General features: G+C 67.2%; 15 protein-coding genes. 10 read left to right on the top strand and 5 right to left on the bottom strand.

Going from position 1 to position 16632, the window contains the following annotated elements:
- Positions 1-15: 15 nt before the first annotated feature.
- A complete protein-coding gene (gene speB, locus ACLIJ1_RS17710; RefSeq protein WP_411366858.1) occupies positions 16-948 on the top strand; it encodes an agmatinase in 933 nt (310 codons plus the stop codon).
- Between the two features lie 2 nt (positions 949-950).
- Positions 951-2261: an NAD(P)/FAD-dependent oxidoreductase gene (locus tag ACLIJ1_RS17705; protein WP_411366857.1), complete on the top strand. Its 1311-nt coding sequence runs from the start codon at positions 951-953 to the stop codon at positions 2259-2261.
- A 7-nt stretch (positions 2262-2268) separates the two neighbouring features.
- On the opposite strand, the gene ACLIJ1_RS17700 is transcribed toward ACLIJ1_RS17705, so the two are convergent.
- The 4 genes from ACLIJ1_RS17700 to ACLIJ1_RS17685 form a co-directional block, all read right to left on the bottom strand.
- On the bottom strand, positions 2269-3366 hold the full coding sequence (locus ACLIJ1_RS17700) for a beta/gamma crystallin-related protein (protein ID WP_411366856.1): 1098 nt from the start codon (positions 3364-3366) through the stop codon (positions 2269-2271).
- A 94-nt stretch (positions 3367-3460) separates the two neighbouring features.
- Positions 3461-4129: a cytochrome b/b6 domain-containing protein gene (locus tag ACLIJ1_RS17695; protein ID WP_411366855.1), complete on the bottom strand. Its 669-nt coding sequence runs from the start codon at positions 4127-4129 to the stop codon at positions 3461-3463.
- Positions 4130-4165: 36 nt separating this feature from the next.
- Positions 4166-4447 carry a PepSY domain-containing protein gene (locus ACLIJ1_RS17690; RefSeq protein WP_411366854.1) on the bottom strand — a complete coding sequence of 94 codons (282 nt, stop codon included), beginning with the start codon at positions 4445-4447 and terminating at the stop codon, positions 4166-4168.
- Between the two features lie 233 nt (positions 4448-4680).
- Complete coding sequence (locus ACLIJ1_RS17685; protein ID WP_411366853.1) at positions 4681-4920, bottom strand: hypothetical protein; 240 nt, start codon at positions 4918-4920, stop codon at positions 4681-4683.
- Between the two features lie 286 nt (positions 4921-5206).
- On the opposite strand from ACLIJ1_RS17685, the gene ACLIJ1_RS17680 reads away from it, so the two are divergent.
- The 3 genes from ACLIJ1_RS17680 (at position 5207) to ACLIJ1_RS17670 (ending at position 8781) form a co-directional block, all read left to right on the top strand.
- Positions 5207-6577, top strand: a complete 1371-nt coding sequence (locus tag ACLIJ1_RS17680; protein ID WP_411366852.1) for a sensor histidine kinase — start codon at positions 5207-5209, stop codon at positions 6575-6577.
- A 10-nt stretch (positions 6578-6587) separates the two neighbouring features.
- Positions 6588-7988: a sigma-54-dependent transcriptional regulator gene (locus tag ACLIJ1_RS17675; protein WP_411366851.1), complete on the top strand. Its 1401-nt coding sequence runs from the start codon at positions 6588-6590 to the stop codon at positions 7986-7988.
- Positions 7989-8322: 334 nt separating this feature from the next.
- Entirely contained in the window at positions 8323-8781 is a 459-nt protein-coding gene (locus ACLIJ1_RS17670) for a hypothetical protein (RefSeq protein ID WP_411366850.1), read from the top strand.
- Here ACLIJ1_RS17670 and ACLIJ1_RS17665 read toward each other — a convergent pair.
- A complete protein-coding gene (locus tag ACLIJ1_RS17665; RefSeq protein WP_411366849.1) occupies positions 8703-10196 on the bottom strand; it encodes a PLP-dependent aminotransferase family protein in 1494 nt (497 codons plus the stop codon). The two genes, ACLIJ1_RS17670 and ACLIJ1_RS17665, sit on opposite strands and share 79 nt — an antisense overlap.
- 113 nt (positions 10197-10309) lie before the next feature.
- Here ACLIJ1_RS17665 and ACLIJ1_RS17660 point away from each other — a divergent pair, with 113 nt between their 5' ends.
- The 5 genes from ACLIJ1_RS17660 to ACLIJ1_RS17640 all read left to right on the top strand — a co-directional run bounded on the left by ACLIJ1_RS17660 (position 10310) and on the right by ACLIJ1_RS17640 (position 16632).
- Positions 10310-11110, top strand: a complete 801-nt coding sequence (locus tag ACLIJ1_RS17660) for a gamma-glutamyl-gamma-aminobutyrate hydrolase family protein (RefSeq protein WP_411366848.1) — start codon at positions 10310-10312, stop codon at positions 11108-11110.
- A 60-nt stretch (positions 11111-11170) separates the two neighbouring features.
- Positions 11171-12532, top strand: a complete 1362-nt coding sequence (locus ACLIJ1_RS17655) for a glutamine synthetase family protein (RefSeq protein WP_411366847.1) — start codon at positions 11171-11173, stop codon at positions 12530-12532.
- A 111-nt stretch (positions 12533-12643) separates the two neighbouring features.
- Positions 12644-14083 (top strand): aspartate aminotransferase family protein, encoded by a 1440-nt coding sequence (locus ACLIJ1_RS17650; protein WP_411366846.1) that lies wholly within the window; start codon positions 12644-12646, stop codon positions 14081-14083.
- Positions 14084-14237: 154 nt separating this feature from the next.
- Positions 14238-15419: an extracellular solute-binding protein gene (locus ACLIJ1_RS17645; RefSeq protein WP_411366845.1), complete on the top strand. Its 1182-nt coding sequence runs from the start codon at positions 14238-14240 to the stop codon at positions 15417-15419.
- Positions 15420-15528: 109 nt separating this feature from the next.
- Complete coding sequence (locus tag ACLIJ1_RS17640) at positions 15529-16632, top strand: ABC transporter ATP-binding protein (protein ID WP_411366844.1); 1104 nt, start codon at positions 15529-15531, stop codon at positions 16630-16632.

Raw genomic sequence — 16632 nt, 5'->3', positions numbered from 1 at the left:
TTCGAGTTCCACGCCATGGCCACCGGTCACTTCGCCTTTGCCAGCAACACCAACCGATTCCTTGCCTGCGCGCCGCTGGCCGACCAGCCGTTCGCGGTCGCTGGTGTTCCCTATGACGGCGTCGTGACCAACCGGCCCGGTGCGCGTTTCGGTCCGCAGGCCATCCGCGCCGCCAGCCTGATGTTGTGTGACGGCATCCACCCGTTCTTCGACGTCTCGCCCGACGGGCTGCTGGGCGACGCGCTGGACATGCGCCTGCCCAATGCCTCGCCGCTGCCGGACGTGCGCGCGCAGATCGAAACACAGGCCGCGGCGCTGATGGCGAAGCACCACTGCGTGTTTCTCGGCGGCGACCATTCGGTCACGCTGTCGCTGTTGCGCGCTGCCCGCGAGAAGCATGGCGAGGCCCTGGCCTGCGTGCATTTCGACGCCCACTGCGACACCTGGAGCGACCATTTCGGCGAGCCCTCGGGCCACGGCACCTGGACCTACGAAGCGATCCAGGAAGGCCTGATCAGCGCCGAACACACGGTGCAGATCGGCATCCGCTCCAGCGGCGAACGTGCCGCGCGCGAGTACGTGGCCGACCAGGGGGGGCAAATCTTCACCGCGCGCGCGCTGCGCGGTCTGGACGGCGCGGCGCTGGCGCCGGCGCTGGCCGCGATCCGCGCGCGCATCGGCGACCGCCCTTGTTACCTCACGCTGGACATCGACGTGCTCGACCCCGCTTTCGCGCCCGGCACGGGCACACCCGAACCCGGCGGTCTGACCAGCGCCCAGGTGCTGACCTTCATCGAAGAGCTGGCCGGGCTGAACTGGGTCGGCATGGATTGCGTCGAGGTGGCGCCGGCCTACGACCACGCCGAGCTGACCAGCAACGCGGCCGCGACCTTTGTCTGGACCTACCTGTGCGGCCAGGTCGCCAGGCGCCAGCGCACGGGAGGCTGAACATGTTCACGCGCTCCCTGGCAGGTTCCGACACCCAGCTCAACCAGAAGAGCTACTACGAAGCCAGCGTGCAGCGGCCGGCGTCTTGTCCGCCGCTGGAGGGTGCAACGGTCGCCGATGTGCTGGTGGTCGGCGGCGGCTTCGCGGGCCTGTCGGCGGCGCTGGAACTGGCACAGCGGGGCATGAGCGTGGTGCTGCTGGAAGCCGACCGTGTCGGCTCGGGCGCCAGCGGTCGCAACGGTGGCCAGGCCATCGTGGGCTATGCCAGCGGCCAGGGGCCGTTCGAAGAACAGCTGGGCAAGGCCGACGCACAGCGCGCCTGGGACCTGTCCGTCGATGCGGTGAACCTGATCGAGCAGCGCATCGCGGTGCACGGCATTCATTGCGACTGGCGGCGCGGCTACACCTATGTGGCCGAGTCGGCGAAGAAGGCGCGGGCGCTGCGCGAGGAGTTTGACGACCACAACACGCGGGGCGTTGCCTGCGAGTGGGCCGAAGGTGCCGATGTTGCGCGCTTCATCGACAGCCGGCGCTACGTCGCCGCGTTCCGCGAGAACACGTCCGGGCATCTGCATCCGCTGAAGTACGCGCTGGGTCTGGCCCGGGCGGCGCAAGCGGCGGGGGTGCGCATCCACGAACATTCCCCGGTGACTTCGCTGGATCGCGGGCGCACGCTCGTGGCGCGCACGGCCAAGGGCCAGGTCACGGCGCGCTTCGGCGTGCTGGCGGGCAACTGCATGCTGCCGGAATACGGTCCCAGGGTGGCGCCCGAGATCGCACCACGCATCATGCCGGTCGGCACCTACATCATCGGCACGCAGCCGCTGGACCCTGCGCTGTGCGAGCGCCTGATCCCGGGCAACGCGGCAGTCTGCGACAACAACTTTGTGCTCGACTACTTCCGCTTCAGCGCCGACCACCGCATGCTGTTTGGCGGCCGCGTCAGCTATACGACCATGACGCCGCCGGACCTCAAAGGCGTGATGGCGCGGCGCATGGGCGACGTGTTTCCCGACCTGAAGGCCGTGCCGGTGGATTTCGTGTGGGGCGGCTTTGTCGACATCAGCATGAACCGCGCACCCGACTTCGGGCGCCTGGGCGACAACCTCTACTACCTGCAGGGATTCAGCGGCCACGGCGTGGCGCTGACGGGCCTCGCCGGGCAGATGGTGGCCGAAGCGGTGGCCGGGCAGGCCGGACGATTCGACCTGTTTGCGCGCCTGAAGCACCACCGCTTCCCTGGCGGCCCGCTGCTGCGCACGCCCTCGCTGGCGCTGGGCATGCTGTGGCACCGCATGAAGGACGCGCTGTAGCCGGGACTCACTGGCGCGGCTCGCCCCGTTCGTTGACGGTGACGCGCTGGCCGGGTGCGCTGGCCATCTGCATCCGGTGCTCCTGGCCGCGGAACGTGTAGGACACGTCCCAGAAAGCGGGTCGGGCGCCGCCCGGCACGTCGCGGCAGCGCTCCACATCCTGCGTGACAGGCTGGCCGTCGCGACCGACGTTCGCGCCGAGCGCTGCGCCGGCGATCACGCCACCCACGGTGGCGATGTCCTTGCCGGTGCCGCCGCCCACCTGGTGGCCGAGGATGCCGCCGATCAGGGCACCTGCCAGCGCGGCAGGCACATTGGCGTTGCCTTGCTGCCCCAGCTGCTCGCGCTCGACCCAGCAACGCTGTCCGGAGGTGGCCAGCACGGCGCGTGCCGATGTCACCTCGGCTTCGTACAGGCGTTCGCCCCCGCGGCGCCGGCTGTCGTAGATCGCCACCGGTTCGGGTGCATAGCGGTCGTCGTCGATGCGGTTGTTCTGCGTCACCGTGCGGGCCGACGAGACGCGGTCGTTCAGGCCCATGGTGGCCAGCGTGGGATAGCGCCCTGGGCGCAGCACCACGCAGCGCCCGCGGTAGCGCGCGTCTTCGCACACCTCCCAGCGTTCCCCGATCACCACCGCCGAGGTGGCGCGGTCGTTGAAGCCGTAGCGCTGGAAGCGGGCGATCGCGCCCGTGGTGGTGAAGGACTGGCCGGCGAAATCCCGGCGTTCGTAGAACGTGGCCTGGGCGGGCAGCGGCCGCGGCGCGTAACGCTCGTCGTCCACGCGGGCGCTGCGGGCGACGACCCGCGCCGAGGAGACGCGGTCGTTCAGGCCCATGGCTGCAAGCGAGGGGTAGCGCCCGGGTCGCAGCACCACGCAGTTGCCCTGGAAGTTCACGTCCTCGCACACCTCCCAGCGGTTGCCGGTCACCACCACCGAGGAACTGCGGTCGTTGAAGCCGTAGCGGTCGAAACGGGGCACCGGGTTGTTGGCCTGCATGGAGCGGCCCTGGTAGTTGCCGTTCTCGTAGAAGGTGGCCTGCGCGGCGGCGGGTGCGGCGAACGCGATGCATGCGAGGGCCAGCAGGGAGCTTGAATGGGTGTGCATGGCAGGTCTCCGAAGGGGACTGCCATGTTGCGCCGAGCGGCGGCGCGCGATCTGTGCGCTGGCGCACAGGCGCAAGGCCCGCCGCGAAGGGCGTTCAGTGCACCTTTGTTCGCGCGTGCTGTGAGGTTTGCAGCGGGTGCAGCGGTGCGGGCTCGGACGGCATCGTGTCGGGCCAGCCCTCCAGCAGCGAGTCCGGGTCGTCACTGGAGGCCTGGTGCGCGGCGTCCGGCGCATTCTTGTCACCGGTGACCATGGCCTTGAACATGTTCTCGCGGTGTCGGGCGCTCTCGTAGAGATTGGCGCCGACGTGCACGATCACGGCGATCAGCGTGATGTCGACCGTGGTGACGTGCAGCGTTTCGACCAGTTCGTCGCCCCAGAAGGCGTCGGTGGTCATGAGGTGGCCGGTGACGCCGATCACCACCACCGCGACCAGCAGATACAGGATCATCACAGCGCCGGCCGGGTTGTGGCCCAGGTGGCGCGGCTCACGGCCCCGGATCAGCAGGCGCAGGTAGGTCCACAGCCGGGCGGGCGTGGGCACGAAGTTGGCAAAGCGCGCATGTGGGCTGGGGGCGGTGAAGCCCCAGACGCAACGCGCTGCAATCAGCACCAGCGCCAGGTAGCCGGCCCCCTTGTGCACCCAGTCGATGTGCTCGGTGGAGAAGTAGGCGGTGGCGAATGACGCCACCAGCGACCAGTGGAACACCCGGACAAACAAGTCCCAGACGGGCACTTTGTGTTGTTCAGTGTCCAGATGCATGGTCGCTCTCCCGTGGGGACGGTGGATCGTTGCAGATCATTTCTTGACGTTTTCTTCGGCAATCGCGCCGGTGATCGGGTGGAAGTACACCTCGACCTTGCGGCCTTGCTTGTCGGTGCCGTAGATCTCCCAGCACTTGCCTTTGGACACGTGCAGCTTCTTGACGTCGTCCTTGTAGCCCATGGCCTGGAAGCGCTTGGTCATCTCGGCTTCGCTGATCCATTTGGACTGCGGTTCCTCGGTGCAAGTCGGGCCGGCGATGGCAGCGCCGGTGGCGGACAGCAGTGCGGCGGTGAGGAGGGTGGTGCGAATGTTCATGGTGGAACTCCCGAAGAGAAATGTGGACAAAGGTGCCGCACCGCAGTGGGTGCCGTGCGGTCACGACACGTCAGGCAGCAACCCGTGTGCCATCGGGGCTGGCGCCCCGAACGGGGATGCAAGTCTTTGATTCGGAAAGAGTTTTCTCTGGTACGCCGAGTGGGAGGTCGCGGCGGCGGGCGATTGCACCCGGTCCAGTGGGGGCCGTTGGGTTGAAGGACCCAACAGCGGGTTCAGCCCGTGCCGCCAATGCCGTACCAGCGGGGCGGCAGGTCGCGGACGTGCAGTGCGGGCGCGATCACCGGGCTGACCGGTTCCTTGTCGGTGTGCACGCCAGGCGCGCGCGGGTAGCGACGGATCGTGGCGGCGTCGGGGGCTTTCTGGGCCGGCTGGTTCGACGGCTGGGCACGGAAGGCGGGGGCACGCGCGGAAGCGCCTGCCTGGGGCCTTGTCGATGGGATCTGCCGTGCCATGGGGTGTCTGAAGGGGTGCTGTGGGGAACGGGAATTGCAATCGCTGTGCCATCTGGGCTGTCCCTCACCATCTCTTGCGACATAACTCCATGAATTACCTGAACATTTTTCTTCTGCAGGGCGCCCGTCCGCACGGGACGGCTGCTGCCCGGAGTGGGGCAATTGCCCCATGTGGCGGGATGGGTGGGGGAAATGCCCCGGGTCTTGGGGGTTGGAGTTGCCTTGGCGGGGTCTGCCTAGAATGGCCGCGTGCCAACGCCCTCGCGTGGGCCGCCTGAGCAGCGCCATGGCACTTCCTTTTCTCAAGAACCTGTTCTCGCGGACACCGATGTACTGGACGCGCCGCTTCGCGGCGATCAGCCTGTTTTGCGTCGTGGCCACCGCGTTTGTGAGCGCGACGCTGCTCTCCAAGTACGCGGCGGAGCGGATGATCCGCCACAACGCCGAGCTGGCCCAGGACTTTGTCGGCAGCCTGATGCGCATGCACCAGGGGGAGCGCTTCTTCCGCGACCGCATGGACACCAGTGGCATCGAGTCGCTGTTTGTCGAGCTGGCGCGCATGCCCGGGCTGGGCCATGCCAACGTGTTCGACGCAAAACGCCAGATCATCTGGTCCACCAACGTCAAGGCCATCGGCGGTGACGCTGGCGCCAACCACGAGCTGGACGAAGCGCTGGGCGGTCAAATGGCGGTCGAAAGCGAGCTGCTGGAGGCCGCGGCCTACTTCAAGCCGGAGCACGCCTTCCTGCGCGACAACGCCCGCGACGCCATCGAGGTCTATATCCCGGTGATGGAGAGCAGCACCGAGGTGGTGGGGGTCGTCGAGCTCTACATGCTGCCGGAGCACCTGCTCAACTCGGTGCACGAGATGACGCGCTTCGTCTGGATGGCCTGCCTGCTGGGTGGGCTGGTGACCTACCTCGCCATGGTCTGGCTGGTGATGCAGGCCGACAGCCAGATTGCCCGTCAGCAGCGCACCATCGTCACCAACGAGTCGCTGGTGGCGGTGGGCGACATGGCTTCGGCCGTGGCGCATGGTCTGCGCAACCCGCTGGGGGCGATCCGTTCCAGCGCCGAACTCATAGCGATGGGGCCCGAACGGGAACTGGCGGGCGACATCATGTCCGAGGTCGACCGGCTGCAGGCCTGGATCGGCAAGTTGCTGGCCTACGCGCAGCAGGGTGGCCGTGCACTGGGACCGGTGCAGCTGGACGCGCTGCTCAACCACCTGGTCAGCACGCATGCCACCCGCATGGACCGCCAGGGCGTGACCGTGGAGTGCGACTGGCCGCAGCCCTTGCCGCAGGCCCATGCCGATGCGCCGGCCCTGGAGCAGGCACTGGACAACCTGATCACCAATGCGCTGGACGCGATGCCCAAGGGCGGCAGGCTTCGGCTGTCGGTGCTGCCGCAGAACGGTCACCTGCTGGTCACCGTGGCGGACAACGGCACGGGCATTTCGCCGGACGACCTGCAGCGGGTGTTCACCCCCTTCCACACCACCAAGCGCACCGGCATCGGTGTCGGCCTGCCGCTGGCGCGCCGCACCGTCGAGCGCCTGGGCGGCAGCCTGCGGCTGGAGAGCACGCTGGGTGCCGGCACGCAGGCCATCCTGACCCTGCCGCTGCGGCCACGCCAATCTTCCGATGCCGAATGAGAACCCACCGATGAGTTACAGCGTTTTGATCGTCGAGGACGAGCCGGTGCTCGCCCGCAACATGCTCGTGTACCTGGAGCGCCATGGGCTGATCTGCCAGACGGCATCCAGCGGCGAAGAGGGGCTGGATGCCTTGGAGGCCTCGCGGCCCGATGCGGTGGTGCTCGACTACAACCTGCCCGGCAAGGACGGGCTGTCGGTGCTCAGGCTGATGCGCGAGCGCGAGCCGCAGCTGCCGGTGGTGATGGCCACCGGGCATGGCAGCGAAGGGATTGCGGTGGAGGCCATGAAGGCTGGCGCGTTCGACTATCTGATCAAGCCGGTGTCGCTGCACCAGCTCAAGCAGGTGCTCGACCGCGCGGTGCAGCAGCAGCGCCAGGCGCTGGAATTGCGGCACCTGCGGGCGGGCGGTGGTGTTTCCGGAGCGCCCGCGGTGCAGGGCCTGTCGGCGCTGCTGGGTGGGTCGCCTGCGATGCGCAAGCTGCGTGCCCGGCTGCAGCAGCTGGTGGACGCCGAGACCCGGCTGAACGAAGGCCATGCCCCCGCGGTGCTGATCGGCGGCGAGACCGGGACTGGCAAGGAGCTGGTCGCGCGCGCGCTGCACTTCGAAGGGCCGCGCCGCAACGGGCCTTTTGTCGAGATCAATTGCGCCAGCCTGCCGGCGCAGCTGGTCGAGAGCGAACTGTTCGGCCATGAGCGCGGTGCCTTCACCGACGCGCGCGAGCGCCGTATCGGTCTGGTCGAGGCCGCCCACGGCGGCACGCTGTTCCTTGACGAGGTGGGCGAGCTCGAACTGGCCACGCAGGCCAAGCTGCTCAAGCTGCTGGAAGACCACCAGGTGCGGCGGCTGGGCAGCGTGCGGGAGCAGAAGGTGGACGTGCGCGTGCTGGCGGCGACCAACCGGCCGCTGGAGGCCATGGTGCAGTCGGGCCAGTTCCGCGGCGATCTGTTCTACCGGCTCGGCATGCTGCGCATCGAGCTTCCGCCGCTGCGCGAACGCGACGGCGACGTCGCGGAGCTGGCGCAGGCATTCCTGGCGCGTTCTGCCCGCCGCTACGGCAAGACCGGTCTGCGGTTTTCGGAGGAGGCGCTAGACGCGCTGTCGCGCCACCGCTGGCCGGGCAATGTGCGGGAGCTGGGCAATCTGGTCGAGCAGTGCGTGATCCTGTGCGCCGAGCCGGTGATCGAGGTCGAGGATCTGCCGTTGCCGGTGGCGCCGGCCTCGGAGTTTGGTGCGCTGGACTTTCCGGCCAGCGACAACCTGCCCACCAGCCTGCCCGAGACCGAGCGGCGCCTGTTGCTCAGTGCGTTGGAGCGCAACCGCTGGAACGTGACCCAGGCTGCGCGCGCGCTGGGCATTTCGCGCGACACCCTGCGCTACCGGATCGACAAGTTCGGACTGCGCCCCTGATGGGGGTTGGGTGGGGCAGCTGACCCGGACCGGGCCAGTTCCCCCGGACCCGGTGCTCACGCCAGGGTCCCGGGAATCCACGAAAAGTCTTTGTAAATCAATAACTTGTCTGATTTTTGGTCAGGCTGGCACGGTCAGTGCTAAGTGTTTGGCGTGGGAAAATTTCCCACGTTTCAAGATGTTTCATACCCACCCAAGGAGAAAACCATGAACGCACGTCTGACTTCCGCCCTGCTGGCCGCCCTGTTCGCTACCGCCGGCTTCGCCGCACACGCATCCACTTCGCAAGCTCCGTCGTCCAGCCCGGCCGGCTTCTCCATCGACCTGGCCAAGCGTGGCGCAGACGATGCCGCTGGCGACCAGCGCCGTGGTCGCGGTGCCGACGATGGCGCCAACCACGCCCGCCGTGGTGCCGATGACGCTGCAGGCCACCAGCGCCGTGGTCGTGGTGCCGACGACGGCGCCAACCACGCCCGCCGTGGTGCCGATGACGCTGCTGGCGATCAACGCCGTGGTCGCGGTGCTGACGACGGCGCCAACCACGCCCGCCGTGGTGCCGATGACGCTGCTGGCGATCAACGCCGTGGTCGCGGTGCTGACGACGGCGCCAACCACGCCCGCCGTGGCGCCGATGACGCCGCTGGTCACCAGCGCCGTGGCCGCGGTGCCGACGACGGCGCCAACCACGCCTGATGTCCGGGCGGCCGGGGTCGTTCAGCCCTGGCTGGCCATGCTGCGCACTGCGGAGGCAAGGATCGGACCACACCGTTCGATGCCGGCCAGCGGCGCGTAGCCGTAGCCGATCACCAGACCCTTGAGGTCCTGTCGCGCCAGGCAGTAGGCCGACAGCGGACGCACGATCAGCCCCTGCTGGGCGATGCGCTGCGCCAGCGCCTTGTCGTCAACAGTCTGCGGCAGGCGCAGGCAGAGGTGCAGGCCCTGCTCGGCGCCGCTGATGAAGGGGCCGTTGTGCCCCTCTGGCGCGAGCACCGGCCTGAGGGCTTCGAGCAGGCACTGCCGGCGTTCGCCGTAGCTCTGGCGGGCGCGCCGAAGGGCGCTGCTGAAGTGCCCCATTTCCATGAACTCGGCCAGCGCCGCCTGCAGCGGCATCTGGCCTGGCCGGTTGAGGTCGTAGTGGGCTTGCCGGAACGCGGCCACCAGCGGCTTGGGCACCACCAGGTAACCCAGCTTGATGCCGGGATACAGCACCTTGGAGAAGGTGCCCATGTAGAGCACGCGGCCGTCGCTGTCCAGGCCTTCCAGGCTGCTGATCGGCGGGCCCGAGAAGCGGTATTCGCTGTCGTAGTCGTCTTCCAGCACCCAGGCGTTGTGGGCCCTTGCGGTCGAGAGCAGCTGGTGGCGCCGCGGCAGGCTCATCACCGCGCCGGTCGGGTACTGGTGCGAGGGCGTGAGGTAGATCAGGCGCGGCGGCTTGGCGTCGTCGGCCGCGCTGGGCCGGATGCCTTCGTCGTCGACCGGGACCGGGTGCAGGTTCAGCCCGCTGGCCATGAAGGCCTTGACCGCGCCCCAGTAGGCGGGGTCTTCGACCCAGACGGTGTCGCCGTGGTCCGCCAGCAGGCGGGCGCAGAGTTCGAGCGACTGCTGGGTGCCGGTGGTGACGATGACCTGGTCGGCGTCGAGCTGCACGCTGCGGAACACGCGCAGGTAGTCGGCGATGGCGCGGCGCAGCGGCGCGTAGCCGCCGGAGCTGGCGTAGTCGAGCATGTCCGGGTAGGTCATGCGCCAGTGCTTGTTCTGCAGCCGCTGCCAGAGCGTGAGCGGGAAGGCGCTGAAGTCGGCGATGCCGGGCGTGAAGGGCTGCACCTCCAGTTCCAGGGCGCTGAAGCGGGTGGCCAGCGCTTCGCCGCGGGCAGACATGCGCGGCGCGGCCGACGGCGCGCGTGCACCCTGGGCGCCCGGGTGGCGGCCCGGTGTGCTGCGCGGCACGTTGTCGTTCACATAGGTGCCGCTGCCGACCCGGCTGACCAGGTAGCCCTCGACCGAAAGCTGGTTGATGGCGGCGACCACCGTGTTGCGCGAGAGGTCGAGGTCCTGCGCCAGGTCGCGGCTGGAGGGCAGGCGCTCGCCCGGCCCGAGCTTGCCGTCGAGCATGGCGCGGCGCAGCGCCTCGTAGAGCTGGCGGTGCAGCGGCAGCGCGTCCTGCGCGCCCAGGCGGTGCATTTCGGCGAGGAGGAATTCGGACAGCATGCGAAGGTGGACAGGATGCCATGACAGGCGTCAAATGGCACCATGAAGTTGTCTTAAGTGGCCCCGATTGTGATCCAATTGTCTCGCCACAATCAAGTCTGGAGCGTTGCTACATGAACACTGCGCCTTGCATGGTCTGGCTGCCAGCCGACCACCGCCTCATGGGGGACCACGGCCACCAGATGCCTTTTCTGCTGCTGGGCGACAAGTACGCCCGTGCGGTCAAGGTGGGCGCCGAATGCCAGCCGGTGATGTTTCCGCTGGCCGATGCCGGACAGATCCCGGAACTGCTGCCGCTGGTTGACGGCGTGATGCTGACCGGCTCGCCGTCCAACGTCCACCCTTCCCATTTCGACGAAGACGTCGCCGACCCCAGTCTGCCGCTGGACCCGGTGCGCGACTCGCTCACCCTGGCGCTGATCAAGGCCTGCGTGCACGAAGGCGTGCCGCTGCTGGGCATCTGCCGCGGCTTCCAGGAAATCAACGTGGCCCTGGGCGGCACGCTGCACCAGCGGGTGCAGGAAGTGCCCGGGCGCATGGACCACCGCGAGTCCAAGACCGCGCCGTTCGACGTGCAGTACGCCCCCAGCCACCCGATCCGGCTGGCGCCGGGCAGCGTGTTCGAGACCTGGGCCGGCGGCCCCGAGGTGATGGTCAACTCACTGCACGGCCAAGGCATCAACAGGCTGGCGCCCGGACTGGACGCCATGGCCCACGCGCCCGACGGCCAGATCGAGGCCGTGGCGGTGCAGGGTGCGCGCACCTTCGCCTACGCCGTGCAGTTCCACCCCGAGTGGCGCTGCTGGGAAAACCCTTTCTACACCGCGATCTTCCAGGCCTTCGGCAAGGCCTGCCGCCAGCGTCGCAGCCTGCGCCTGCAGGCGGCCGACCTGTCGCGACACACACCGGCCTGACCCGCTCCCGGGCCAGGCCACAGACACCATAACGAGACTGCACTTCTTATGAACCAGCCGATGACCAGCCCACAAACCTTCAACGACCTGGAGCAGTGGCTCAACCAGCACCGCGTGACCGAGGTCGAGTGCCTCGTGCCCGACCTGACCGGCGTGGCGCGCGGCAAGATCCTGCCGCGGGTGAAATTCACCGAAGACCGCGGCATGCGCCTGCCGCAGGGCATTGTGGCGATGGGCGTGACGGGCGAGTTCCCCGCCAGCGGCCCCTACTACGACGTTATCGAGCCGACCGATCGCGACATGCAGCTGCGCCCGGACCCGGCCACGGTGCGCATCGTGCCCTGGGCCACCGACCCGACGGCGCAGGTGATCCACGACTGCTTCGACCACGACGGCAAGCTGGTGCCGTTTGCGCCGCGCTCGGTGCTGCGCCACATCTGTGACCTGTACGCGGCAGAGGGCTGGGACCCGGTGATCGCGCCCGAACTGGAGTTCTACCTGACCGCGCGCAACACCGACCCGAACACCCTGCTGCGCCCGCCGATCGGCCGCAGCGGCCGGGCCGAAACCTCGCGCCAGGCCTATTCGATCGACGCGGTCAACGAGTTCGACCCGCTGTTCGAAGAGATCTACGACTACTGCGACAAAATGAAGCTCAACGTGGACACGCTGATCCACGAAATCGGCGCCGGCCAGATGGAGATCAACTTCTTCCACGCCCATCCGCTGGGTCTGGCCGACGAGGTGTTCTTCTTCAAGCGCACGGTGCGCGAGGCCGCGCTGCGCCACGACATGTACGCGACCTTCATGGCCAAGCCGATCGCGGGCGAGCCGGGCAGCGCCATGCACATCCACCAGAGCGTGATCGACAAGAAGACCGGCAAGAACATCTTCAGCAAGGAAGACGGCAGCGCCTCCGATGCGTTCTTCCATTACATCGGCGGCCTGCAGCGCTACATCCCGGCCGCGATGGCGCTGGTCGCGCCCTATGTGAACAGCTACCGGCGCCTGTCGCGTCACACGGCCGCGCCGATCAACATCGAGTGGGGCTACGACAACCGCACGGTAGGCATCCGCTCGCCGATCTCCAGCCCCGCAGCGCGCCGCGTGGAAAACCGCGTGATCGGTGCCGACGCCAACCCGTACGTGGCGATGGCGATGACGCTGGCCTGCGGCTACCTGGGCATGAAGAACCAGATCAAGCCCAAGTCCGAGATGAAGGGCGACGCCTACCTCTCGCCCTACGCGCTGCCGCGCAGCCTCGGTGAGGCGCTGGACTGGCTGCGCCGCGAGACCGACCTGCACGACGTGCTGGGCAAGGAGTTCGTGACCATCTACACCGAGATCAAGGAGCTGGAGTTCGAGGAGTTCATGAAGGTCATTTCTCCCTGGGAACGCGAACACCTGCTGCTGCATGTTTGACCCCCCCGCGCCGCCTTCGGCGTCACCCCCCAGGGGGCAACGCTGGCGGCCCGGCGAAGCCGGTTCCGCGGCGTTCTCGATCAACTGCCCGTTTTCGAAAGTGAGTTTGTTGTGAACAGTTCTACCCTCATCGCACCGCCCGCCCTGGTCCGCCGCGCCGAACAGCAGGACACCAAGGCCATCCAGGCGCTCGACAGCGCGCACTACATCCACCCGTTCACCGACCACGGTGACCTGGCCACGCGCGGCTCGCGCGTGATGACCCACGCCGACAACATCTACGTCTGGGATTCCGAAGGCAAGAAGGTGCTGGACGCGATGAGCGGCCTCTGGTGCGTCAACGCCGGCTACGGCCGCAAGGAGCTGGCCGATGCGGCGTACCAGCAGATGATGACGCTGCCGTTCTACAACAGCTTCTTCCAGACCACCAACGTGCCGGCGGTGCAGCTGGCCACCAAGCTGGCCTCGCTCGCGCCCAAGGTCGGCGACCGCACGTTCAACCATGTGTTCTTCAGCAGCAGCGGCAGCGAGAGCAACGACACCAACGTGCGCATGGCGCGCCGCTACTGGGACCTGATGGGCCAGCCGCAGCGCAAGGTCATCATCAGCCGGAACAACGCGTATCACGGCTCGACCATGGCCGGCGCCTCGCTCGGCGGCATGAGCGGCATGCATGCGCAAGGCGACCTGCCGATCCCCAACATCACCCACATCGAGCAGCCGCACTACTGGGAAAACGGCCACGGCGGCGAGAGCAAGGCCGACTTCGGCCTGCGCGCGGCGCGCTGGCTGGAAGAGAAGATTCTGGCCATCGGCCCCGACAAGGTGGCCGCCTTCATCGGCGAGCCGGTGCAGGGCGCGGGCGGCGTGATCATCCCGCCCGAGACCTACTGGCCCGAGATCCAGCGCATCGTCGACAAGTACGGCATCCTGCTGATCGCCGACGAGGTGATCTGCGCCTTCGGCCGCCTGGGCCACTGGTTCGCCTACGAGAAGTTCGGCATGAAGCCCGACCTGGTGACCTTCGCCAAGGGCGTGACCAGCGGCTACATCCCGCTGGGCGGCGTGATGGTGGGCAACCGCGTGGCCGAGGTGCTGATCGAAAAGGGCGGCGAGTTCAACCACGGCTACACCTACAGCGGCCACCCGGTGGCCTGTGCGGTGGCGCTGGCCAACCTGGAGCTGATGGAGCGCGAGGGCATGGTCGAGCGGGTGAAGAACGACACCGGCCCGTACCTGGCCGAGCGCTTTGCCGAACTCAAGAGCCACCCGCTGGTGGGCGAGGCCGAGACCTGCGGTTTTGTCGCCGGCCTGGTGCTGGTCAAGGACAAGGTCAAACGCACCATGTTCGATCCCGACCTGTCGGTGGGCATGATCTGCCGTGGCCATTGCTTCAAGAACGGTCTGATCATGCGCGCCGTGGGTGACCGCATGATCATCGCGCCGCCGCTGGTCATGACCCGGGCGCAGATCGACGAAATGGTGGACCTGATCCGCCTGTGCCTGGACGCGACGCTGGCCGATCTGCGTTCGCAGGGCCTGCTGGGATGAGCCTGTTTGCCCGTTTGTTTGTTACAGTAAAACATGCCCCACATTGGGGATAAATCTGGTCTGCTAATTGCTTGTGGTCGTTGCAAGCTGCATAGCAGGGTGTCTGTGCATCAACCGTTGGGATAACCCCCTCATTCCTGGAGCGATCCTCACCATGAAGAAGCAAGTTCTGGCCTTGGCCATTTCGGCAATCCTGCTGGCCGCCTGTGGCAAAAAGGAAGAGGCGCCTGCGGCCCCAGCCGCGCCGGTCGCTGCTGCCCCCGCACCTGCGGCCGAACCGGCCAAGCCGGCCGGTCCGAAGTTCGATGACGAGAAGGTCCTGAACGTCTACAACTGGCCCGACTACGTGCCCGAAGGCATGGTCGCCGCGTTCGAGAAAGAGACCGGCATCAAGGTCAACTACGACACCTTTGAAACCAACGAGGCGCTGCACGCCAAGCTGGTGGCCGGCAACACCGGTTACGACATCGTCGTGCCCGGCACCGTTTTCGCCAAAGGCCAGATCGAAGGCGGTCTGCTGCAGGAGCTGAAGAAGGACCAGATGCCCAATCTGGCCAACCTGGACCCGGCCATCATGCAGGTCCTGACCAAGGCCGACCCGGGCAACAAGCACCTGGTGCCGTGGGCCTGGGGCTTCACCACCGTGGGCATCAACAAGACCAAGGCCGAGAAGGCACTGGGCGGCATGGCCATGCCGGAAAACGCCTGGGATCTGGTCTTCAAGCCTGAATACACCAGCAAGCTCAAGGCCTGCGGCATCGCCTACCTGGATTCGCCCACCGAAATCCTGCCGGTCGCGCTGCACTACATCGGCAAGGACGCCTACTCCAACGACCCGGCCGACTACAAGGCCGCGACCGAGATGCTGGCCAAGGTCCGCAAGGACGTGCGCGTGTTCAGCTCGACCATGATCGACGACATCGCCGGCGGCAAGGCCTGCGTGGCCATCGGCTGGTCTGGTGACATCAACCAGGCCGCCAGCCGCGCCAAGGAAAACGGTTCCAAGGACGTGATCGAAGCGCTGCTGCCGACCACCGGTGCCCTGCTGTTCGCCGACACCATGGCCGTCACCAAGGACGCCAAGCACCCGAACAACGCCGCCGCCTTTATCGACTTCTACCTGCGCCCCGAAAACGCCGCCGCCATGGCCAACACCATGGGCTACCCCACCGGCAACAAGGCCGGCGTGGCCCAGGTCAAGCCCGAGATCTCCGGCAACAAGACCATATTTGTCGAAGCCGACTACTTCGCCAAGATGATCCCGCCCAGCAGCTTCACCAACGAAGCGCGTGAAGCCATGTCCAACGCTTACAACAGCTTCAAGAAGGGCAAGTAAGCGCCTTCGGACGCGTTCGCCCAGCAGCGAGACGTGAACCGGGCTGTTCGTACCCTGCGTATGGACAGCCCTTTTTGTTTCTGACAACCAAACCACACGAGGGGTCACCATGGCAGCAGCCGGTACGCAAGAGGGCTATCTGGTCACGGAAAAACTGGTCAAGCGCTTCGACGAGGCGGTGGCCGTCGACGAGGTCTCGCTGTCCATCGGCAAGGGCGAGATCTTCGCCCTGCTGGGAAGCTCGGGCTGCGGCAAGTCGACGCTGCTGCGCATGCTGGCCGGCTTCGAGACCCCGACCAGGGGCCGCATCCTGCTGGGTGGCCAGGACGTGGCGGGCATGCCGCCCTACGAGCGGCCGGTGAACATGATGTTCCAGAGCTACGCGCTGTTTCCGCACCTGAACATCTGGGAGAACGTCGCCTTCGGCCTGAAGCGCGAGGGACTGTCCAAGGAAGAGGTGACCAGGCGCACCGACGAGATGCTGGGCCTGGTGCAGCTCACGCCGTACTCCAAGCGCAAGCCCCACCAGCTCTCGGGCGGTCAGCAGCAGCGCGTGGCCCTGGCGCGCAGCCTGGCCAAGAAGCCCAAGCTGCTGCTGCTGGACGAGCCGCTGGGTGCGCTGGACAAGAAGCTGCGAGAGCAGACCCAGTTCGAACTGGTGAACATCATCGAGAAGGTGGGCGTGACCGTGGTGATGGTCACGCACGACCAGGAAGAGGCCATGACCATGGCCAGCCGCATCGCCATCATGAGCAAGGGGCGCGTGCTGCAGGTGGGCACGCCCAAGCAGATCTACGAGTACCCGGGCAACCGCTTCGTCGCCGACTTCATCGGCAACGTCAACCTGTTCGACGGCAAGCTGACACTGGACGAGCCCGACCGCTGTGCGGTGGCGACGGCGATCGGCGAGGTCCATGTCGGCCACGGCATCAGCGGCGCGGTGGACATGCCGGTCGGTGTGGCCGTGCGGCCCGAGAAGATCGAGATTTCCAAGGAAAAGCCGGCGCACGTGGACCACAACCTGTTCGCCGGCCGGGTCAAGGAAATCGGCTACTTCGGCTCCTACAACACCTACATCGTGGTCACGCCGCAGGGCACCAAGGTCAAGATCACCGAGCCCAACGGCTCGCGCCACGAGCTGCTGGACATCACCTGGGAAGACGATGTGTTCTTCTGGTGGGACGACCTGGACGCTGTCGTCCTGCGCGACTGA

This window comes from Hydrogenophaga sp. RWCD_12 (assembly GCF_046604225.1).
Classification (GTDB): Bacteria; Pseudomonadota; Gammaproteobacteria; order Burkholderiales; family Burkholderiaceae_C; genus Hydrogenophaga.
This window is presented reverse-complemented; position numbering and strand designations above follow the sequence as displayed.